Source organism: Pseudomonas sp. TH15 (genome assembly GCF_016651105.1).
In the GTDB taxonomy this organism is placed as follows: Bacteria; Pseudomonadota; Gammaproteobacteria; order Pseudomonadales; family Pseudomonadaceae; genus Aquipseudomonas.
On the sequence record NZ_JAEKEL010000001.1, the window covers coordinates 2,076,856 to 2,098,231 of the forward strand.

Sequence of the window (21,376 nt, forward strand, 5' to 3'; positions counted from 1 at the left end):
GCCGATGAGTGATCATCGGCGGTTTTTTTGTGAGCTTGAGATCGCTTTCGCGGGCAAGCCTTGCTCCTACAGGAGGTACACCTCATAACATTGCAGGAGCAAGGCTTGCCCGCGAAGAGGCCATCACAGGCAATCGATTATTGGGTAGGGTATTCGCGATGCATCTGCGCCAGCTGCGCATCCTTGTCTTCCCACAACTTATTGATCCAACCCTGAAACTCCAGTCGGTATTCCCCATCCTGGTCGTAATTCTTGCCAATGAACTGCGGCGGAATCTTCAACTCTTCAAAATTCACCACTACATCTTTCACGTTCCCGCAGAGCAAATCCCAATAACCCGGACGCCCGCCCGGATAGTGAATGGTCACATTGACGATGGATTCCAGCTGCTCACCCATCGCATCCAGCACAAACGCAATGCCGCCAGCCTTGGGTTTCAGCAGATAGCGAAACGGTGATTTTTGCTGGGCATGCTTGCCCTCGGTGAAGCGTGTGCCTTCGACGAAATTGAAAATCCCCACCGGGCTATTGCGGAACTTGTCGCAGGTCTTGCGGGTGGTTTCCAGGTCTTTGCCTTTCTTCTCCGGGTGTTTTTCCAGGTAGGCCTTGGAGTAGCGCTTCATGAACGGAAAGCCCAGGGTCCACCAGGCCAGACCAATCACTGGCACCCAGATCAGTTCTTGTTTGAGAAAGAACTTCAGCGGCTGGATACGGCGGTTGAGTACGTATTGCAGCACCATGATGTCGACCCAGCTCTGGTGGTTACTGGTGATCAGGTACGAGTGTTCGTAGTCCAGCCCTTCAAGGCCCGTGAGGTGCCAGCGGGTACGGCAGACCAGGTTCATCCAGGCCTTGTTGTTGCTGATCCAGGCTTCATGGGTGTGGCCCATCAACCAACGCGTGAAGCGCTGGGTGAGGGCAAACGGCAACACCTTGAAAATCGCTACGCAGAACAGAAACGAGCACAGCAAAATGGTATTCAGTGCCAACAGCAGCGAGGCGATCACGCCGCGCACGGGTGCAGGTAGGAATTGCAGCATTTAAAGATCCAAAGGTCGGTTGGCAGCTTGAATCGCGGTCAACGCGATGGTGTAGACGATGTCGTCGACTTGCGCGCCGCGCGGCAGGTCGTTCACCGGTTTGCGCAGGCCTTGCAGCATCGGCCCGAGGCTGACGCAGTCGGCGCTGCGTTGCACGGCTTTGTGGGTGGTGTTGCCGGTGTTCAGGTCGGGGAACACGAAGACCGTGGCGCGACCGGCCACCTGACTGTTCGGCGCCAGTTGCCGGGCCACGGTTTCGTTGGCGGCGGCGTCGTACTGCAACGGGCCGTCGATCAGCAACGAGTTTTGTTGTTCGTGGGCGAGCAACGTTGCTTCGCGGACCTTCTCGACTTCTTCACCGCTGGCTGACTCACCGCTGGAATAGCTGATCATCGCCACCCGTGGGGTGATGCCAAACGCGGCGGCCGAGTCGGCGCTTTGCAACGCGATCTCGGCCAATTCGCTGGCGCTCGGGTGTGGGTTCATCACGCAGTCACCGTAAACCAGCACTTCCTCGGGAAACAGCATAAAGAACACCGATGACACCAGCGTGCAGCCCGGCGCGGTCTTGATCAGTTGCAGGGCCGGGCGGATGGTGTTGGCGGTGGAGTGGATGACCCCGGAGACGAGGCCGTCGACTTCATCCAGCGCGAGCATCATGGTGCCGATCACCACGGTGTCTTCCAGTTGCTGCTCGGCCATCGGTGCGTTGAGGCTTTTGGTCTTGCGCAGGGCAACCATCGGTTCGATGTAGTTACCGCGAATCAGGTCCGGGTCAAGAATCTCCAGGCCGGGCGGCAACTCGATACCTTGGGCGCGGGCCACGGCTTCGACGTCCGCCGGTTTGGCCAGCAACACGCAACGGGCGATCCCGCGCGCCTGGCAGATCGCGGCGGCTTGCACGGTCAGCGGCTCGCTGCCTTCAGGCAACACAATGCGCTTGTTGGCAGCCTGGGCACGCTGGATCAGTTGATAGCGGAACACTGCGGGCGACAAGCGCATTTCCCGTGGCGTACCGCAACGCTGGTGCAGCCATTTGGCGTCGAGGTGGCTGGCGACGAAATCGGTGATGATCTCCGCGCGCTCGCGGTCGTCGATCGGGATTTCCTTGTTCAGGCCGTTTAACAGGTTGGCGGTTTCGTAGGACCCGGTGCTCACCGACAACACCGGCAGGCCAGCCTGCAAGGCACCACGGCACAGGTCCATGATTCGCGGGTCGGGCAGGGTGTCGCTGGTCAGCAACAGGCCGGCCAGCGGCACGCCGTTCATGGCGGCGAGGCTGACGGCGAGAATGATGTCGTCACGATCGCCGGGGGTCACCACCAGCACGCCGGGCTTGAGTAGCTCCACGGTATTGCGCATGGTGCGGGCGCAGATGATGATTTTGGTCATGCGCCGGGTTTCGTAGTCACCGGCATTGAGAATTTGCGCGCCCATCAGGTCGGCGACGTCACGGGTGCGCGGGGCGTTCAGTTCCGGCTGGAACGGAATGCAGCCGAGCAGCCGGAAGTCGCCGCTGCGCAGCAAAGGCGAGTGCTCTTTCAGGCGCGAGGCGAAGGCCTCCATGCTTTCGTCGGTCTTTACCTTGTTCAGGATCACGCCGAGGACCTTCGGGTCTTTCGGGCCGCCGAACAACTGCGCCTGCAATTCCACCCGGCCGGAGAGTTCGGTCAGCACTTCGTTTTCCGGTGCCGAGACCAGAATCACTTCGGCATCGAGGCTCTTGGCCAAGTGCAGATTGACCCGTGCGGCGTAGCTGGCGCTGCGGGTCGGAACCATGCCTTCGACGATCAGCACGTCTTTGCCGATGGCCGCCTGCTGATACAGGGTGATGATTTCTTCGAGTAATTCGTCCAGCTGACCGTCGCCGAGCATGCGCTCGACATGGGCCAGGCCCAGTGGTTGCGGCGGCTTGAGGCCGTGGGTGCGCGCCACCAGTTCAGTGGAGCGCTCAGGGCCGGTGTCACCCGGATGCGGCTGGGCAATCGGTTTGAAAAAGCCGACTTTCAGCCCGGCTCGCTCAAGGGTACGCACCAGCCCGAGGCTGATGGAGGTCAGACCCACACCAAAATCGGTGGGCGCGATAAAAAAAGTTTGCATGCGGATTCCCTGGAGGTGCATGGCAATGGTGAACGCCTATGACTGGCCTTCTACCGAAATTCAGTCGCCAAGGTTATCGCTAACCGAGCCTTGTGCGCACCAACCGCAGTCAAAGGGTTGGCCTATTTTTTCAATACGTTGCGCCGGGTCCAGGACCCAGGCCCGGGATTGCCAGGGCGGCTGGTGGCGCAGGTGCTGGGTATGACCGCAGGAAAGCTCGGCCACCCAGTGCCCGTCCTCGTCCTGATGAAAGCCTGTGACCGTCGAGAACTGCGCCGCAATCCGTCTGTCCGGGTTGTGTTCGCTTTCGGGCGATTGCTTCGCTAAACTTGGTCTTTCTATATTCTTCTGCAAAAGGTCTCGCCCCATGCTGATCGCCGCCAATAAGGCTGTCTCCATCGACTATACCCTGACCAACGACGCTGGTGAGGTCATCGACAGCTCCGCCGGCGGCGCGCCGCTGGTCTACCTGCAAGGCGCAGGTAACATCATTCCGGGCCTGGAAAAGGCGCTGGAAGGCAAGAAAGTCGGTGACGAACTGACTGTCGCCGTAGAACCTGAAGATGCTTACGGCGAATACGCTGCCGAACTGGTCAGCACCCTGAGCCGCAGCATGTTCGAAGGCGTCGACGAACTGGAAGTGGGCATGCAGTTCCACGCTTCCGCGCCGGACGGCCAGATGCAAATCGTCACTATCCGTGACCTGGACGGCGACGATGTCACCGTCGACGGCAACCACCCGTTGGCCGGTCAGCGCCTGAATTTCCAGGTCAAGATCATCGACATCCGTGACGCCAGCCAGGAAGAAATCGCTCATGGTCACGTCCATGGCGAAGGTGGCCATCACCACTGATTTCTGCGCTAAGCTCAGAGAACTGGAGAGGCGCCCGAGGGGCGCCTTTTTTAGTCCGCGGCTGTCCCAGGCGGCGCCGCCAAGTGGCTGTTTCGAGAAGAATATGGGAATTTGGAGTTCGTCATGAGTGCTTTCCACGACCTTAAATTGACAGCCCTGGATGGTCAGGAGCTACCTCTGGCGCCCTTCAAAGGGCACGTCGTGCTGGTGGTCAACGTTGCCTCCAAATGTGGTTTGACCCCACAGTACGCGGCGCTGGAAAACCTCTATCAGCAATTCAAGGGCCAGGGCTTCAGCGTGCTGGGTTTGCCGTGCAACCAGTTTGCGGGACAAGAGCCAGGCACCGAGAAAGAGATCCAGGAATTCTGCAGCCTCAACTATGGCGTGACCTTTCCGTTGTCCAGCAAGCTGGAAGTCAACGGTCACGAACGTCATCAGTTGTACCGTTTGCTGGCGGGCGAGGGCGCGGAGTTTCCGGGCGATATCACCTGGAACTTCGAAAAATTCCTGCTGGGTAAAGACGGGCGGGTGCTGGCGCGTTTCTCGCCGCGGACGGCGCCGGATGATCCGACGATTGTTCATGCAATCGAAAAAGCACTGAGCTGATTCCGCAAGATCAAAAGATCGCAGCCTTCGGCAGCTCCTACGGGTGTTCACATTCCCGCGTAGGAGCTGCCGAACGCTGCGATCTTTTCGTTTCTAATCCTTAATCACTTAAATCAATAGTACTGTTCAAGGCTTACGACTCTCCATATTATCGCCGTCATAAAGTCTATATTCCCGTGGAGCGTCCCATGCCTGTCAAAGCCCTGTTCAAACCGTTCCACCTTGGCACCCTCGAACTGCCGTCCCGCGTCGTCATGGCGCCGATGACCCGCTCCTTTTCCCCAGGCGGCGTGCCTAATTCCAAGGTGATCGAATACTACCGTCGCCGCGCCGCCGCCGGTGTTGGCCTGATCATCACCGAAGGCACCACCGTCGGCCACAAGGCCTCCAACGGCTACCCGAATGTGCCGCATTTCTACGGCGAAGCAGCGCTGGCGGGCTGGAAAAAAGTCGTCGACGCAGTGCACGCCGAGGGCGGCAAGATCGTTCCGCAGCTGTGGCACGTGGGCAGTGTGCGTCGCATTGGCACCGAGCCGGATGCCAGCGTTCCGGGCTATGGCCCGTCTGAAAAATTGAAGGACGGTCAGGTCGTGGTTCACGGCATGACCAAGCAGGATATCCAGGACGTGATTGCTGCGTTTGCCCAGTCTGCCAAGGACGCGCAAAGCATCGGTATGGACGGCGTGGAAATCCACGGTGCTCACGGCTATCTGGTCGACCAGTTCTTCTGGGAAGGCACTAACCAGCGCACCGATGAATACGGCGGCAGCCTGGCCAATCGTTCGCGGTTCGCCATCGAGTTGATTCAGGCGGTACGCGCTGCGGTAGGCGAAGGTTTCCCGATCATCTTCCGTTTCTCCCAGTGGAAGCAGCAGGACTACACCGCGCGCCTGGTGCAAACCCCGGAAGCCTTGGGCGAATTCCTCAAGCCGTTATCCGACGCTGGCGTGGATATTTTCCACTGCTCGACGCGGCGTTTCTGGGAACCAGAGTTCGACGGTTCCGACCTGAACCTGGCCGGCTGGACTCGCAAGCTCACCGGCAAACCGACTATCACCGTGGGCAGCGTCGGCCTGGATGGCGAGTTCCTGCAGTTCATGGTCAACACTGACAAAATCGCCCAACCGGCCAGCCTGGAAAATCTGCTGGAGCGTTTGAATAACGAAGAGTTCGATTTGGTAGCGGTTGGCCGTGCGCTGCTGGTGGACCCGGACTGGGCGCAGAAAGTGCGCGATGGCCGTGAAGAAGACATCCTGCCGTTCAGCCGTGAGGCGTTGATGACGCTGGTTTAAGCGGCGATTGGTAGGGCCTATTCGCGGGCAAGCCTCGCTCCTACAGGTGTCTCTGCCGACTACAAAATATGTGAACACCCAAGATCCAATGTGGGAGCGAGCCTGCTCGCGAAGGCGGTTGTCAGGTCGGCAAAGATTCAGGGCAGTGTCTGGGCCCCTGGCACCACCAACTCCCCCAAACATGCCCCACGCAAATGGCTTTCAAACTGTTCGATAATAGCGCCCCAGCCCTGACGACTCGCATGCTGGCGCGCATTGAGCCGCACGCAACGCAAGGTCTCGTCTTCCTCCAGCAACCAGCGCGCCGCCTCGCAGAACGCCGCTTCATCCCCCGGCATTGCCAGTACGCCGTTGTAGCCGTGGCGAATGTGCTGACCGGCAGCCGCCAGATCGTAGGCCACCACGCCCAGCCCCGAGGCCAGCGCTTCAAGCACCACATTGCCGAAGGTCTCGGTCATGCTCGGAAACAGAAACACATCCCCCGACGCATAGTGACTGGCCAGAGCTTCGCCGCGCTGCGAACCGCAGAAAATGGCCTCGGGTAATTCCTTCTCCAAAGCCATGCGCAACGGACCATCGCCAATCACGATCAACTTCAGGTTTCGCTGTGGGAAAGAGCTCTTCAGCGCGTCGAAACTGCGCTTGAGCAACCCCAGGTTTTTCTCGTGAGCCAGGCGTCCTACATGGATAACGGCAATGTCATCTTCGCTCAATCCCCATTGCTCACGCAGCGCGTTCAGACGCTTGCTGGGGTGAAACAACTGGCTGTCGACGCCGCGGGAGAGCAGCGCCAAGCGCTCGAAATGCCGACGCTCCAGTTCCAGCCGCTGACTGACGCTGGGCACCAGGGTCAAGGTCGAGCGGTTGTGAAACCAGCGCAGATAGTGGGTCAGCATTCGCGTCAGCAGACCGAGCCCATACTGGCTCGAGTACTGCTGGAAGTTGGTGTGAAAGCCGCTGACCACCGAAATCCCCAGCCGCCGCGCGGCGCGCAACGCCGACAAACCCAGCGGGCCTTCAGTGGCGATGTACAGCACGTCGGGGCGATGGCGTTTCCAGCGCCGCAGCAGTTTGTGCATCGACGACTGACCCCACTGCAATCCGGGATAACCGGGCAACGGCCAGCCGCGACAGAGCAACAACTCATCGTCGCTGCCCAGTTGCCGATCACAACCCTGGCGCGGTCGCACCAGTTCCACTTGATGCCCACGCGCGCGCAAACCGTCGCACAAGCGGCCAAGGGTATTGGCCACGCCGTTGATTTCCGGGGGGAAGGTTTCGGTGATCAGAGTGATATGCAGAGCTGTCGTCATGACCTCAGTGTCGGCTGAGGCCATGTCGCCATTGTGGCGTTTCGATGATGGATTTGTGACCGACTCAGCGTTGGGGCACCAGGTTCTCTGCGCCTCGTTCGCGCACCCAGAACAAGGTCGCCCCGGCCACGGCCGCCGGCATCATCAAAATGTTGACCACCGGAATCAGCAGTACGAGGTAAACAATCCCGCCAAAACTCATGCTCTGCCAGCGTTTCTGGCGCAGCCAGGCGAGCATCTCGTTCCAGCCGAGTTTGTGGTTGTCGGCCGGGTAGTCGATGTACTGGATTGCCATCATCCACACCCCGAACAGCAGCCACAGCGGCGCGGCGATGATGTTCACCACCGGGATGAACGACAGGATGAACAGGCCAATGGCCCGCGGCAGGAAGTAGCCGAGTTTGCGCATTTCCCGGGCCAGGGTGCGGGGGATCATTTCGATCAGTTCGCCCCAGCTGAAGGACGGGAAGTCGTCGGTGCCACGCACCACCACTTCGACTTTCTCCGCCAGGAAGCCGTTGAACGGCGCGGCGATGACGTTGGCCAGCATGGTGAAGGTGAAAAACACCATCAGCGCCACCAGCACCACAAAAATCGGCCAAAGGATGTAACTGAGGAAACTCAGCCAGTCGGGCAGGGACGGCATCAACGTGTCGACCCACATACTGAATTGATGGCCAGCGAGGTAAATCAATCCGACGAACAGCACGAGGTTGATCGCCAGCGGCAACAACACGAACAAACGCAGGCCCGGGCTCAGGACCAGCTTGAGGCCTTCGCGCAGGTATTGCGGGCCGGACAGAACAGGGGCGGGCATAACGTGCTCCGAGCAGAAGGGAAACGCGCCGACCTTACCGACTTTGCCTCAAGGGTGAAAGCGCGGTCGCAGCATCGACATTCACTGTAACAAAGATCAGAGGGAGGCTATTCCTCAGTGAATCGTTTGCCGTCCGCCCTCAGAGCGCAAATCGTATCCGGGATTCACGGCGTTGTGCCGGAGGTAACGCTTCTCCCCGTCTCACGGCGGCTAGTAGCTGATCGACCCCGATATGCACGGCATCGGCTTGCACGTTGGACGGCTTGAAATTCGGTACATTATCGAGACCTTGCCGGTGCGCCTGAATGATTTTCACGTCCTGACGAATAACGATACGGGTGTACAGATGAATGAACGGACGCAACAGACGTAGTATCCAGCGGGGTAGCCGGAAGCGGTAGGCGATGTAGGTATAGACGCGCGACTGTCGTAAATCGATGGGTGTGATCTGGCTGATGATGAAGAACGCCGAACTGTCGCCCCAACGGTAGTCGCAGCGCGTAACGTTGGGCGCAAAAAAACGATCCGTGTGCACCAATGGCTCGCCGTCGGGGTTACTGAGCCAGTTCAGGAAACCGATCTTGTCGCCGTCATCGTGATAGGTCACTTCAACGCTCTGCGCTTTACACGCGAGCGTGGCCTCCATTGTTAGCCCCGTGCTGGATCTGAAGATGCCTTCGTGCACAAACACAGTGTGGGGTACGTCCATGAAGTTCTGCACGAGGCTGCCGACATCTGCCTCGAACGTGTTGATCATGAAATAGGACTGCCAGGGTTTTTCGCCGTAGACCGGTAGCTTGAACACAGGTTTTTCCTGCGGGTTGCCCGTGCCGGTGTAGACCCAGACCAGTCCGTCCTGTTCTTGCACCACAAAGTGACGCTGGCGGTATCGATACGCGGGCGAAGTCGATGTACACGACATATCGCCGACGCTGGGGATGTGCACCACCTGCCCCTGAGCGTCGTAGCGCCAGCCGTGGTAAGGGCACACCAGGCAATCGTCGGCAATCTTGCCGGCCGATAAGCGCGTTCCGCGATGCACGCACTGGTCGAGCAACGCCGCTGCCCGGCCGTCACGCTGGCGAAAAAGCACCAGGTTCAGGCCCAGAATCTTTGCCTTGTAAGGTTTGTTTTTGCGCAGTTCTTTCTGTGCGCACGCCACATACCATTGTTCGAGGGTGCCATCGTCCGGCATCTCAAGAAGATTGTTCAAAGGTGCCGACATGAGCTTTCCGTTAGAGCGAGAAGGGCTTCGGCTGTCTCCAGCCGATTGATAAGTGAACGCGGCTTGAAGTCGCCCGCACGGATGCCGCTCAACTCCGCCGCCTGCTGCAATACATGCGCGAGCTGATCAGCACCGCCGTCGAGCAGGCGCACCTGCACAGGTCCCAGTTGCCCGAGTCGGCGTGCCTGGCAGTAATGAAAGGCGTCGGACAGTGCCGTCTCGATCGTCAGCGCCAAGGCACTGGCATCAAGGTGGCGGGATGTCGCAACCAGCGCCGTGTAATGCGGTGGCGACGCGTAGGCATTGGGGATCAGGCAGGCGGCGCCTTTTGTGGCCAGGCAACGGTCGAACAGGTTCTGCACGGTTTGCTCATCGAGTTTTTCTCCAACCAGATCACTGGTTCCCGTGGCACGTCCCACGAACTCGACCCGTGGCGTGGCCCCCGACATGCCGACGACGCGGACCCGATCGCCCAATGCATAGCGGTACAAGCCGCCACCGGTGGTCAGCAGGACCTGCGCCGTTTCTCCCAGGCGTAACGAATGAGCATGGCGCAGGGCGCCGTCTTCGCAGAGAAATTCCAGATAATGGCTGCCGATCGCCAACGGGCATCCAGGCCCGTCGCCGAATGGAACGCTCACGACGCCTTCGGTGGCAAAAAGACTTTTCGGCAGCCACTGCGTTTGCGGAAAACGCACGGCCAGTTGCGTGAAGTAGTGGCGGCTGGGGCCCTCCATCCAGCAACTGACGGCGGCCAGTCGTGGCCATAATTCAGTGCACACTCCTTGGGATCTCGCTCGGCGCAATGCTGACTGGCGCGACGCGGGAAGCGCGGCCTCCAGCCATGCAAACGTCTGCACATGTTCGGGCGTTTCGCCGTCGAACAGTGGCTGCAACAGGCTGGTCAGGAAGGTCGGGCTCCACACACTGATAAAGCTCAGATCGGCATCGGCCAGCAATGCGAGGAGGGTCTGTCGGCGCCATTGCGACAACGCACCGCTGAACTCGGGAATCAACATAGTCCCTGCCAGACCGGCCAGATGACTGCCGTGCAAATACTCCAGATCACTGGCCGAACCGATGCAAATGCCATTGGGGCCCGCCACTGGCATTTGCAAGGGCGGCGACATCGACCAGTAGCTTGATCCGTGGCTGATTCCGGGCACCTGACGATGCATGTCGGCGAGCCACACGGTCAGCGCGCTGTGCATTTCTGCGAGGAAGGCGCGCGTATAGGGAATCGCTTTCTGCAGCGCGCTGTTTCCGCTCGTACGCTCGAAGAACAGCGGCGGGGAGGAGGTCAGAATCGCTTCGGATTCATTTTGCGCGCGCTCGATCCACGGCTGCAGTTGCAAGTAAGTGTGGATCGGTACGTTATCGCGAAACTGCGTCGAGTCACGCAACCGAGCAAAGTGGTGGGCGCGGCCGAATGCGCAATCACGATTGGCTTCGACCAGTCGCAGCAATGCCCGCTCTTGCGTCGATTGCGGTTGCTCGAGTTGCGCGTGCCATTGATCGAGCGTGGGCTTGGCGCGTTCCAGGAAGGTCTGCCACAGCGCGCGTTTGACATCCATGTGGGCGCTCATCAGAAGTAAGTCTTGTCCAGTTGCGTCAAGTCATCGGGTAACCGCTGGGGCGGCAGAAAAACCTGCAGCCAGCCATACCAGAGCGGCCGCGTTTCTTTCAGGTTGGAGGCTTCATGCATCTGCTGCCAATGCATGGCCGAGTGCCGATGATGGGTCAGGTTGTAGTTGAAGTTCAAAAACGCCCAGCGCACCAGATGCGGGGCCCGCATGTTATAGGCGCCCTCTACGACATCCAGCGGCGTGCGCATGTGGTACACCCACTGCAGCGACGACCAGGAAAATGCAAAAGCGAGGTAGGCGATGAGCACAACGTGCCACGTCCATCCCAGCAAGAGTCCGATCGATAACCACGCGGCGACGCCGGCAATGACTTCCCGGCGGATGCGTTTGAAGTCGGCGCTGGAGAAATCCTTGAAAGCCGCGGCATAAGTATTGACCTCTGCGGTTTGCGACCACTTGTCCGTGATGCGGGCCGGCAGCACCGGCAATAAAAGGCTGCCGACAAACGCCGCCAGCCAGATACCGCCGAGCACCGCAAAGTAGTACTCGATACGCTTGCGCCACAGCGACTCATCCGCGACCGCGAAGTCGGCCAGTTCTGCGCGTGTGCGATTGCGCACATGATGCCCCAGATGGTTGATATGGATCAGCGTGGCCGAGGCGCCAAAAAGGGTAGAAGCCCACCACATGACGAAGTAGTTAAGTGATTTGCGACTGTGCGCCAAGCCATGAAAGGACTCGTGCATCATCGAGAAGACACCTTGCATGACAAGGCAGAACGGAACGAGCACCAGCCATTTGAGCCAACCCGCATCAGTGTGGGAAAGCCAGGTCAGTGTCGCGCCCCAAAACAGCGTCTGCAGCGCCAGAACACACAGATTGCTCACGTCGAAACGACGCGTTTGCGAAATGTCACTGGAACTGCGCATATGGGCTCCTTGAGAAAGGTCGAGTCAAAAAGTATACCGCCCTAACCGCTTCACTAACGATCAATTGCTGACGCGTCGGGGCAACGAGGAACCGCAGAAAACTTTATGTCGTATTTAAAACGTCTTTTAACTAGACGCTCGCCGGCGAAACCTGTTTGCGCAGATATCCCCCGGCGCAATGTGCGTTTTTCACTCGATGAGCAGACTCCTCGCTATTGGTATCGTGGCTGGCCGCACGTGACGCGCTTTTTCGATGGCCTGTCGATCATGTTTCCACTCGGCGAAAAACTCTTCATCGACAGTGTCGTGTACTTTCGAAAAGCGATCGAAAACGATCCGGCACTGGCCGAAGCCGTTGACGCGTTCGTTTATCAGGAAGCGTCGCATATTCGCGAACATCGTTCGTATAACCAGCAACTCGCGGCACAAGGCGCACCTATCGATGCCCTCGAACAACTGCTGTTGCGCCGTCAGGAGGTGGGCAACAAGTTTTCGCCGGCGATGCGTCTGGCCATGACGGCCAGCCTGGAACATTTCACCGCGATTCTCTCCGATCAACTCCTGCGCAATCCCGCGGTCCTCAAAGGTGCCGATGGAAAGATGGCCATGATATGGCGCTGGCATGCGATCGAAGAAACCGAGCACAAAGCCGTCGCCTTCGACGTACTGTGCTCGGTGGTGCGTAATCCGGTTTGGCGATACCTGATGCGATGCGGGGTCATGCTGATCATGACCGGCTACTTTGCAGTCGATGTCATGTACTTCATTTATCGACTTGCCGGCAATGACGGGCAACGCCGCAACGGGCGCGAGTGGCTGCGTTTGCTCGGCTGGTTATTCGTAAGTCCCGGTCCGCTGACCCGTGTATTTCCGAGATGGCTGGCCTGGTTCATTCCGGGGTTTCATCCCAATCACCTCGATACCCGTGAAGCGCTGGAAGCGGCGCGGCAAACGCTGGACGAGTACGCTGGGCGCACACCATGAGGCGTCTTTCGGCGATAACAGAAGTCTGGATGCCTGAGGGGTTTGACGACTGGCCACTGCATTTTCCGGCAACCGAATTCGCAGCGCCCGAGGCACGTCTGGACTGGACGGAACAATTTATCGCGTCTTGGCACAAGCCCATGCCCAGCCTTCCCCCAGGCACATTGGTGGTACTGGTTGCCGGACTGTTTTCCGAATGGTTGCGCGGCTGTTTTCAGGATTGTGCGCGGACGTTGCGGCACCTGGACTATCCGGTTCTGCGCATGCCCGTGCGTTCATCTCGGGGCGTCATGGCGCAGGGGCGGCATATCAGCAAGGTGCTGACGGCCGAACTCAGGCAGGGGCAACGATTTGTCGTGTTGGCGCACAGCAAGGGTGGCCTTGACGCGCTCGCGGCATTGGCACAGAACAAGGCATTGAGCGAGGCATGTGATGGCGTTGCGCTGGTGCAACCGCCAACAGGTCCGTCGACAGTCATGGATGACGTGTTGGCTGGCAGCGTAGGGCAGTCGAGCATCAACTACCCGTTCGATCGCGTTCGCCGCGTGCTGGCGAAAACCCCCTGGGTGGCCGATGGCGCGCGGGATATCAGCAGTCTGCGCGACCCGCACATTACCCACCTGCTCAAACACCTGCCCGCCGCCGTGCAGTGCGTGCACGTCGTCAGTTGGAGCGCTGTCCCCAGTTCGCGCCTCGATACCCATCACGCCCGCCTCAATGCCCGGCGACCCGGTTGGGCTCATGACGGGCAGTTTTACCTCGAGCATCAACGCATCGAGGGCATGCCGCAGATCTGTCTGCCCCGGCTCGATCATGGTCAACCGGTGCTGGGCGGCGGTGGCTTTGACGCCACACGTTTCTGGCTGACGCTATTGGCTGTCGTGCACGGACGCGCTCAGACGAGATAGATTTCGAAGCCCGGGATGCGCTCGGCGTCCTGCGCCGTCAAAGCCGCGGCATTCCCCACACAGGGCGCCGTGTACAGGTCCATTGGAATGGACACGGCGCGATAGCGCGTCATGGCCATCCAGAGCGGGTCATGGTCATACAGACACAATTGCATCAACGCGTACTGACCGCGAACGCGCATCCACGCAGCATCCAGCAGTGCCGCAAAGATCTGCGGGTCGCGCTGTCGTACGTGCAAGTGGGTCAGGTAAACGTCGCGCAATGCCTCGCCGGGCGCGGCGATGGCAGGGCGCCCCAACAGCGGCGCACAGGTGTTGAACGCGAGGCGAAGGGTCTGGTGCGCCAAGGGCAATGTTTCAAGCACCACCCGTTTGATCCGCCCGGCATCCCAAGGCGCGACACAGCCCAGCAGATTGTCTTGGGCGTCCAGTGCCAGCAGAAATGACGAGAGGCCGAAGTCCGGCCAGGTGTCCAGGCGCCGTGCAAACTGCGCTTCACTGAAAACGCTGCCGAAGGGCTGACCTGCCGATTCGCGGTCGAGAAACGCGCGCAGCGCATCAGCGTGGCACGGCTGCGCTTGTACGATACGCACGTTGTCCAGCGTTCGCGGAGTGCTTCGCCATCCGCGCTGGGCATACACGGCTACGTTGCTGTAGCCCCGCCAGTGCGCAAGCCTGAGAGGATTGGCACGCCGTCCGCTCAGCAGCGACTGCGTGGCGAGACGGTTGTCGCGGATGACACAGCAATAGGCGTGCTGGACACCCGTTTCATCGGCCAGCGTTTCGAGCCTGACTTTGACCTCGGCCATCCACGACACCGACAGACGCCTATCAGGTACCAGCCGCAGATCCCCCAGATAGGCCACGGGCTGAATGTCACCCTGAAGATAACCCTCGCGCACCACCAGGCTGGCAATGCCCTTCAGATCACCGACCTCGTTCTCGGCGAGCCAGGTGCGATGGTCCAAGGCATGACAATGGTGCAGCGCAAAATAGTCAGGCCCACGATCAAAACGCATTGGCAAGCCGCCCTGCATGGCCCGCTGCGCCTGAAAGTCGAGCAGTTGCCGATTGTCCGCAGCGCTGGCCTGGCGGATCAGCATGGTTGTGTGGCGGCAAACAGACGCAGCGCCATCGGCCGCAGGTTGTCGGGGTGCAATTCACACAGACAGACCAGCTCATCGCCCGACGCGTAATGAGGATTTTTCTGCAGAAAATAGGCGACGTTTTCCAGGCGCAGGTGAGGGGCAGGGACTTGTGCCAGTTCCGTCGTCAACCGACCTTGAGGCACTTTGAAAGACAGCACGCCCGTTGCCGAATCATAGGCCTCGCCGAAACGTTCCACTGCAAGATGATCCGCCAACGCCTGCACCGTAGGATCCGTCACCACGCCGGCACGGGGGGCGTAATTCAACGCCATGGCGCCCAGATAACGGTAGGTGCGGTGACCCTTGCAGATCAGAAACCAGTACAGGGGCACGTCGGGCTGCTCCTGCCAGATCTCACCGGCCAGGCGCATCCACGCGAATGCCAGTTGCTGGCTGCCCCAGTGTTTGCGGTCAATGATGGTGTCGCCGGAAAAAATCACCCTGATCGGTTGGCCTGACCACGTGCGCTCATACCGTTTGAGGGTGGTGAAACCGACGATGGTTTCATCTGCGCAACGCAATACGATGCAGTGCGTCTTGTCCTGCAAATCCTGATCGAATCGCGGGCGGGAGGTATCGCAGTAGGATGCGGAATAAATCTCGAACATCCGATCGATTTCATGTGGATGCAGATCGCAGCATTCAACGGACGTTGCGCTCAAACGCATGGAGATCCTCGGCATCGCAAGTAAGATGTTTGGAGTTTGGCGAGTTGAAAGGGTCAATGCAACGTAGACTTCCTTTCGTCGCTGCCATTTCTGACGGTGCAAACCTTGAGTAACCGAGCGGAAATCGCCGTTCATGGCGGTATGGAAAATTGAGTTTGTTCTGACCCATCAGGCGCCTTATTCATGTCATCCACGTTTGTCAGTCATCACCTTAATACCTCGATCGTGACGCGGCCCTTCAGTTGGCTGGTGATCTACACCGTCGTGACGGGCGCGCTGTACTTTCTCGTCACGCACTTCCCGATGGGCGCGGTACGGGTGATTCAACCGACTGGGTTTGATACGCACATTGCTCGATTGCCTTACACGTTGCCGCTGTACCTGAGCTATGTACTGATCATGCCGGCGCTGGTGCTGCTGGGGCGGCGCCGCGAATGGCTGTTGCCGGCCTTTTTTGCGGCGGCCGTGGCTTCCGGAACCTGCCTGCTGAGCCACTTGTTCTGGCCGACCATGATCGAGCGTGCGGACAGCACGTCGCAGTGGCTCAATTGGTTCTACCGGATCGACTCACCGTTGGCCGCCTCGCCCAGCGGGCATGTCGCATTGCCGGTGGCCATCAGCGTTGTCCTTGGTTATCTGCGCGTTCGTGCGGCATGGCTCTTCAGTCTTTGGAGCGTGGTGCTGGGGATTACCGTGTTGACGACTGGTCAGCACGTGTTGCTCGACGTGGTGTATGGCGCCGCGATTGGCGGCGTAGTGGGCTTGGTCACCGTCATGCTGAAGCGTTTGACGGTGGATCTGCGCACCATCGCTGCGATCCTGCTGGAATGGCTGTGCATCATCGTGACGTTGCGCATCGCGCTGTATGTGGGGGACTGGCGACTGTATGGCGTGGCCTTCGTGGTGATTGCCGCGCGCCAACATGCGCTGTTCATTCTGTACCACGACGCGACGCACTATCACCTGACCCGTCATCGCACGCTCAACGACTTTCTGATCAACCTAGCGATCGGGGTGCCAGGAATGGTCCCGGTGGAATTCTATCGGCCCCTGCACCTCGAACATCATCAACAGACCGGAACCGCGAACGACCCGGAGCGGCGTTTTCTGTATCACCGGCAGCCCTGGGATTTCCGCCCGCTGAGTGGGAAGTTGTTGCTGCGGCAATTGCTCGGGGATCTGTTCTTGATCAACACGCTGCGCAACCTGCGCGCCTACAAGGCGGCGGGCGGAGCATCACCGAAGATGACCCGGTCGGCATTGGCTGCCGGTGTGATCTGGCTGGTCCTTTTATCTTTCATCGCTTGGCAAACGTCCGCCCAGACGCTCTTTCTGATGGTGTTTTTCTGGTTTGTGCCACTGGCCACGCTGGGCACCCTGCTGCAGAAAATCCGCAGCATCGCCGAGCACAGTGGCGGACCTGACGTCACCCCCGGTTGGCGGGAATGGACATATGCCTGGAAAGTCGGGTGCGCAGGGCGGTTTTTCATCTGGCCTTATCACATCAATCTGCACCTGCATCATCACCGCAGTGCCAACTATCCCTGGCATGTTCTCCCGCGTCTGGTGACGGCGGATGACGCGTTGCTGGACTCTCGGACGCTGCCCTCGCTGCTCTGGTCGGGGATGAACAAGAACCGTTGATCCAGCCTGCTTCCCGGGCAGTACCGCTGGCGCAAAGAACGCCCCACGTTTTTAACTTGCAGCTTCACCCTTGGGATTGCTGGCAATCAGGCTGGCGCCGCACGCGGTTTTCATCCCGTGAAGCGCTACCGCGATGCCGCCGACATCCAGCAGGGCGCTGCCCTGCGTAATAGGGAAAACCCCTTTGCACAGCGGGCAAACCACCTTATGGCCAACACCGGACATGGGTTTGCCGTTCAGGTCCGTCTGGTTGAAAGCTTCAAGAACGGTGCCACCGTGACTGGTGGAGTCGCCGAGCCGAATGATGTCCATATCTGATCCTTTTCGTGTTACTGACAGACATTCATTTCTCAGCGGCATATGCTTACTGAAGAATGAGTATTTCAGATATAAGAAGCGCAGTTCCAGAGGGCCAAGTGGCACCCTGGAACAGCCAAACACACATGTCTGCGGAGTTTTTACAGTTCATCCACCCAGTTACTGTTCGGCTTCAAGTCGGCCAGGAACTCTTCCAGTGTGTGATCCTGCTGCACGACCGACACTTTGGGTGCCAAAGGAGCTGGAGGTGCGGGAGGCGCCTCCTCCGTGCTGGCAGTTTGCGGCATCAACGTGACACCGAAATGATCATTGCCAGCAGGCTTCTTACCAGGCGTTGGTGAGGTCACGGTAATGATCGTTGCCTGGTCCTGGCGGCGCATCGGCATGACCACGCTGGTGTCGGCATTCAGGTAACTGGCCATGGTTGCCAACGCAATTCCGACAAAGGGCGAGGCCGCGCCGGTATCGCCGAGACGCTGGGTGAGGTCGTAGCTTTCCCGCGACTCTAGCAAGTCGAGCGGGCTGTTGGCCGCTCTGAGGGCCGGTAACAGTTCGGCCAGCGGCGTGGTGTTCAGGCCGCCATCGAAGAACACTCGGGACGGTTTCGGAGAGAGCCCGTCCGTGGCGTTTTTCCAGCCGTCGGCCAGTTTGACAGTCAAGGCCTCGCGCTTCAGGCGCTCGCCAGTATCCGGTCGTCGCAGTGACACCGTCACCGGCCGGTGCAACTTGGCCAGCACCGGCAGCGCATCCCACTGCTCGAAAGCACGTTGGGTCCAAGGTTGAGGAAGAAACTCCGACGGCTGGAACTCCACCGCAGGTTTGCGCCAGCCCCAACCGGTGAACGCAGGATCGATCTTGTTCTCGTTGACCTTGGCGAACTGGGCGTAGTAACGCAGCCATTCAACGCGTTCGGGGCGGCCGACGACCAAGGCAACCATCGAGTCGGTAAGTTCGCCAGGTTGTCGAGGTCCGGTTCCGAGCCCTATGGGTTTATTACCCTTCGTAGTCAATGACAACGCCATATTGAAGCCTTCATTAACGTAGATCAGCAATGCAGGAAGATCGGGATTGCGCTCGAATGTCTGGAACAGCGACTCCAGTAAAGCTTCGGGGGTATCACTACAGACGATGCCGTCCTGCAAATTACGAATGCGATGCCAATGCAGCCCGGCAGGTCCTCGCATGTTGTTGACCATTACAGACAAACTTTCTTCAGTTTCTTCAGGCGTAAAACGCAGGTTCGGTGTTTTTGGATTCCAGCCACGAACTACGGTAATAGTCGGGATAGGCCATTTCTCCAGAAAATCCCGTAATCCCAATTCCAAGGCGTCTGCCTCCCTTTTTTCAGAGGCCATGTCCTTGTCGTCGGCAGTTACCGGGTACTTCTTCGGGTCCAAGGGCAAGATGCTGCCAACGTGCAAGGCTTCTGACTGTTTTGCATTCTGTTCTTGCAAGGTTTGCCAGGTCTGCCCTTGGCGGAATACGTCGAGGCTCATTCCGATGCTGAGCACATCCAGAGTTTCCAGACGGGGCGATGTGGTTGGGGCGCGGTAACGAGCATCAACAGGCATGGTGGCGGCCTCCTTGGCCGACGAGGTATAGGCAGTCACGGACGTGGCCGAGCTGGCAAAGCAACGGCTAGCCGTCAGTGGATGTTCAGCCGCCTGAGCCAGAGGGCTGGTCAGCAAAAGGCCGGTGAAAAACAGACAAGCTCTATCGAGGCGCATCAGGCGATGCCACCAAAACGTACCGGCTCGCCTTTTCTGAGCTCGGTGCGGGTCTGGGTGGCCACCAGACTTGGCATGGTGTCGCTGATGGCGGGTAGCGTGCCGGTCTTGCGATAGGCGACTGTAGAGTCAATCAGCTCGCGGTTTTTACCGTCCTCCTCCTGGTAGTGCTGATCCACGGAGTCGTCCGGATCTTCATTCTCCGCCTGAAATTGCGCGTTGGCGCCGCCGTCGGTCTTCGCCCAGTCCAGCCGCCAATCCGCCACCCGACACAGATACGCGTAAAACGATGCTTCATCGACGCATTCGCCGGCACCGATCGCCACGTCATAGGCCAGCACTTGTCGGCTGTGTTCAGGGTTGTTGGGAATGGATGAGTGGAAAGACAGAGCCTCCGAGTAGTCCTCGCCTTGCAGACGAATACGCGCCTGATAAGGCGTTTCCCCGCGAGTGATGAGGACCTTGCCGTTGCCTTGAGCCCGAGCGGCAAACACATGGGCACACTCCGAGGCTTCCTTGCCCTCGTTGCGGGCCTTTTCGACGCTCTGGATGTCTTGCCCATATTTGAAGGCCAGGGCTTCTTCCATGATCTCCGCTTCGGCATGACGTGGGTTCTTCGGCTCCCAGCCGCCATTGGCTACGCCGATCGAAGCATCGACAGGGTCGAGTTTGTCCTTCATCTGGTACACCCCGCTTTTGGAGGCTTCCCCGGGGGCGGTCATAACGCCATCGTTGGAAAAATTCACGTCGCCCGGCACCGGCAATTGCGGCGCGGTCAAGACCACGCTGGCGCCCTTGTCCAGGCTGCCATTGGGAATACGGTCCATGAAGCCCAGCCCGGTGTCCTCCCACGGTTGTTCGCTGTCCTGGCGCAACAGGTAGACATAAGGAGGCACGTGTTTGCCGACGGGTTCTTTTTCGCCGTTGCGTTTACGCACAGTGAATATGCGCTGATGGAAAAGATGCGGAAGTACCTTGCGTGCAGGTACGCCTTCGATCTCGTCCCCAATACCCTGCCAACCGATACCCTGGACGTTGCCAAGGCCCACGGTCTGGTCCTGGGGAGTGAAATAAAGATAGGTGCAGCCGCGATTGTCTCGCTCGTCGAACGAGATTTTCTCTCCGCCGATGTTGGCTTGAGACGACGAGCTACCGGTCCAACCCAGCCCACCAATGGCGCCATAACCCTGGCAGTTTTTGAGCGTGACGCTCGACAGCGCCGGATTGGAGTTCGGGTTGCCAGAGATGAATTGCAATATGCCGTTGAGGGTGGCAATACGCGCTCCTGTCGTCTGTTGCCCCAGCCATTTCTGGGCCTTTTCGTTGTTCGGCTGGTACAAACTATAAGGTGAGTTGATCATGACGACCCCGTCAACCGGACGTTCACCTTCATCCTTGAGGAAAGCATGGGCCAGCAGGGTGAGCAGCGTGCCCTGACTGTGACCTACCACGTTGACCGTATCGTTCGGATAACGCTTGCGAATAATTTTGATCAACATCGCCAGGCGCAGGGCGGCCAGTACCATATAGCGACGGTTAGTGGCTGAGTACAGCGGGTGGGTCAGGTTGCCACCAATAAAATTGAGGGGAAGGATGCCGAACGGATAGCCGTTGAAACCCTCGCCCCACATGTCAGGCAAGTTGGTGGTGGCATTGGCGAACTGACCGCCTTCCTTGGTGCCGGTCTTATCCAGGCGGTTGCCGTTTCGGTCTTCCCACTGTCCATGAGCTTTGGTTTTATTGATCTTCTCCTCTTCCTCCCGAAACCCCCAATAAAATGGAATAACCACACTGCGCGGTTGGCAGCCGTTGCTGGATGCACCGAAGTTGCGCCGGTAGTACACGGCGTCAGGGTTTGTTGCCTTGCCGTCATCGTCAGCGGGCAGGCTGTACGTGGCCGGCATCAGAAAGCCCGGATTGTTCGCGCCGTTGGGCAGAGTGCGTGGCATATCCAGGCGCTCGTTCAATCCCTGGCACAGGCCACGCTCGACGCGTTCGTAGCAACCGGCCATGTCGTTGACGCCATGTACGACGATAGTCACGCAGGGCTTGGGTGGCGGCGGGATGAGGTGTACGTCGCCACCGCTGGGCATGGTGATCGATTGGGCGGAACAGATTTTTTTCGTCTGGACGGCGTCATTCATCGTGCATTTCCTCCTTGAAGTGTTACCCCGTTGGTCTCGACGCGTGGGCGCAAGGTCATGACGGATTCGCTCGC

Annotated in this window: 19 protein-coding genes; 6 read left to right on the forward strand and 13 right to left on the reverse strand. The window is 59.2% G+C overall.

The window, feature by feature from the left end:
- Positions 1 to 137 precede the first annotated feature (137 nt).
- From JFT87_RS09275 to JFT87_RS09285, 3 genes are read right to left on the reverse strand one after another with little or no spacing between them, the layout of a single operon-like run.
- A complete protein-coding gene (locus JFT87_RS09275; RefSeq protein ID WP_201200611.1) occupies positions 138 to 1,040 on the reverse strand; it encodes an acyltransferase in 903 nt (300 codons plus the stop codon).
- Positions 1,041 to 3,140, reverse strand: a complete 2,100-nt coding sequence (pta, locus tag JFT87_RS09280) for a phosphate acetyltransferase (protein ID WP_201200613.1) — start codon at positions 3,138 to 3,140, stop codon at positions 1,041 to 1,043.
- Between the two features lie 60 nt (positions 3,141 to 3,200).
- Positions 3,201 to 3,539: a DUF3565 domain-containing protein gene (locus JFT87_RS09285; RefSeq protein WP_201200614.1), complete on the reverse strand. Its 339-nt coding sequence runs from the start codon at positions 3,537 to 3,539 to the stop codon at positions 3,201 to 3,203.
- On the opposite strand from JFT87_RS09285, the gene JFT87_RS09290 reads away from it, so the two are divergent.
- The 3 genes from JFT87_RS09290 to JFT87_RS09300 all read left to right on the forward strand — a co-directional run bounded on the left by JFT87_RS09290 (position 3,508) and on the right by JFT87_RS09300 (position 5,891).
- On the forward strand, positions 3,508 to 3,993 hold the full coding sequence (locus JFT87_RS09290) for an FKBP-type peptidyl-prolyl cis-trans isomerase (protein WP_201195774.1): 486 nt from the start codon (positions 3,508 to 3,510) through the stop codon (positions 3,991 to 3,993). The two genes, JFT87_RS09285 and JFT87_RS09290, sit on opposite strands and share 32 nt — an antisense overlap.
- 123 nt (positions 3,994 to 4,116) lie before the next feature.
- Positions 4,117 to 4,599, forward strand: coding sequence for a glutathione peroxidase (locus tag JFT87_RS09295; protein WP_201200615.1), 483 nt, complete (start codon positions 4,117 to 4,119; stop codon positions 4,597 to 4,599).
- 188 nt (positions 4,600 to 4,787) lie between these two features.
- Positions 4,788 to 5,891: an NADH:flavin oxidoreductase gene (locus JFT87_RS09300; RefSeq protein ID WP_201200616.1), complete on the forward strand. Its 1,104-nt coding sequence runs from the start codon at positions 4,788 to 4,790 to the stop codon at positions 5,889 to 5,891.
- Between the two features lie 137 nt (positions 5,892 to 6,028).
- Here JFT87_RS09300 and JFT87_RS09305 read toward each other — a convergent pair whose 3' ends face one another.
- The 5 genes from JFT87_RS09305 to JFT87_RS09325 form a co-directional block, all read right to left on the reverse strand.
- The gene (locus JFT87_RS09305) at positions 6,029 to 7,228 is read right to left on the reverse strand and encodes a glycosyltransferase family 4 protein (protein ID WP_201200617.1); all 1,200 of its coding nucleotides are present in this window, start codon (positions 7,226 to 7,228) and stop codon (positions 6,029 to 6,031) included.
- 40 nt (positions 7,229 to 7,268) lie between these two features.
- Positions 7,269 to 8,021 (reverse strand): sulfate transporter CysZ, encoded by a 753-nt coding sequence (cysZ, locus tag JFT87_RS09310; RefSeq protein WP_201200618.1) that lies wholly within the window; start codon positions 8,019 to 8,021, stop codon positions 7,269 to 7,271.
- Positions 8,022 to 8,160: 139 nt separating this feature from the next.
- Positions 8,161 to 9,246, reverse strand: coding sequence for an aromatic ring-hydroxylating oxygenase subunit alpha (locus tag JFT87_RS09315; protein WP_201200619.1), 1,086 nt, complete (start codon positions 9,244 to 9,246; stop codon positions 8,161 to 8,163).
- Positions 9,231 to 10,832, reverse strand: coding sequence for a GH3 family domain-containing protein (locus JFT87_RS09320; protein WP_201200620.1), 1,602 nt, complete (start codon positions 10,830 to 10,832; stop codon positions 9,231 to 9,233). Before JFT87_RS09320 ends, JFT87_RS09315 begins: the two co-directional genes overlap by 16 nt.
- Complete coding sequence (locus JFT87_RS09325) at positions 10,832 to 11,761, reverse strand: fatty acid desaturase family protein (protein WP_054617154.1); 930 nt, start codon at positions 11,759 to 11,761, stop codon at positions 10,832 to 10,834. The genes JFT87_RS09320 and JFT87_RS09325 overlap by 1 nt, the downstream gene beginning before the upstream one ends.
- Before the next feature lie 105 nt (positions 11,762 to 11,866).
- On the opposite strand from JFT87_RS09325, the gene JFT87_RS09330 reads away from it, so the two are divergent.
- Complete coding sequence (locus JFT87_RS09330) at positions 11,867 to 12,745, forward strand: metal-dependent hydrolase (protein ID WP_201200622.1); 879 nt, start codon at positions 11,867 to 11,869, stop codon at positions 12,743 to 12,745.
- A 14-nt stretch (positions 12,746 to 12,759) separates the two neighbouring features.
- Positions 12,760 to 13,653 carry a hypothetical protein gene (locus tag JFT87_RS09335; protein ID WP_201205132.1) on the forward strand — a complete coding sequence of 298 codons (894 nt, stop codon included), beginning with the start codon at positions 12,760 to 12,762 and terminating at the stop codon, positions 13,651 to 13,653.
- Here JFT87_RS09335 and JFT87_RS09340 read toward each other — a convergent pair.
- Both JFT87_RS09340 and JFT87_RS09345 read right to left on the reverse strand, forming a co-directional pair.
- Positions 13,641 to 14,756, reverse strand: a complete 1,116-nt coding sequence (locus JFT87_RS09340; RefSeq protein ID WP_201200624.1) for a hypothetical protein — start codon at positions 14,754 to 14,756, stop codon at positions 13,641 to 13,643. The two genes, JFT87_RS09335 and JFT87_RS09340, sit on opposite strands and share 13 nt — an antisense overlap.
- Positions 14,750 to 15,409: a hypothetical protein gene (locus JFT87_RS09345; RefSeq protein WP_201205133.1), complete on the reverse strand. Its 660-nt coding sequence runs from the start codon at positions 15,407 to 15,409 to the stop codon at positions 14,750 to 14,752. Before JFT87_RS09345 ends, JFT87_RS09340 begins: the two co-directional genes overlap by 7 nt.
- Before the next feature lie 243 nt (positions 15,410 to 15,652).
- On the opposite strand from JFT87_RS09345, the gene JFT87_RS09350 reads away from it, so the two are divergent.
- A complete protein-coding gene (locus JFT87_RS09350; protein ID WP_201200625.1) occupies positions 15,653 to 17,113 on the forward strand; it encodes a fatty acid desaturase in 1,461 nt (486 codons plus the stop codon).
- 51 nt (positions 17,114 to 17,164) lie between these two features.
- On the opposite strand, the gene JFT87_RS09355 is transcribed toward JFT87_RS09350, so the two are convergent.
- The 3 genes from JFT87_RS09355 to JFT87_RS09365 form a co-directional block, all read right to left on the reverse strand.
- Positions 17,165 to 17,425, reverse strand: a complete 261-nt coding sequence (locus JFT87_RS09355; protein WP_054048120.1) for a PAAR domain-containing protein — start codon at positions 17,423 to 17,425, stop codon at positions 17,165 to 17,167.
- 146 nt (positions 17,426 to 17,571) lie between these two features.
- Positions 17,572 to 19,158: a type VI lipase adapter Tla3 domain-containing protein gene (locus JFT87_RS09360; protein ID WP_201200627.1), complete on the reverse strand. Its 1,587-nt coding sequence runs from the start codon at positions 19,156 to 19,158 to the stop codon at positions 17,572 to 17,574.
- Positions 19,158 to 21,302, reverse strand: coding sequence for a T6SS effector phospholipase Tle3 domain-containing protein (locus JFT87_RS09365; protein ID WP_201200629.1), 2,145 nt, complete (start codon positions 21,300 to 21,302; stop codon positions 19,158 to 19,160). Before JFT87_RS09365 ends, JFT87_RS09360 begins: the two co-directional genes overlap by 1 nt.
- Positions 21,303 to 21,376: the final 74 nt, after the last annotated feature.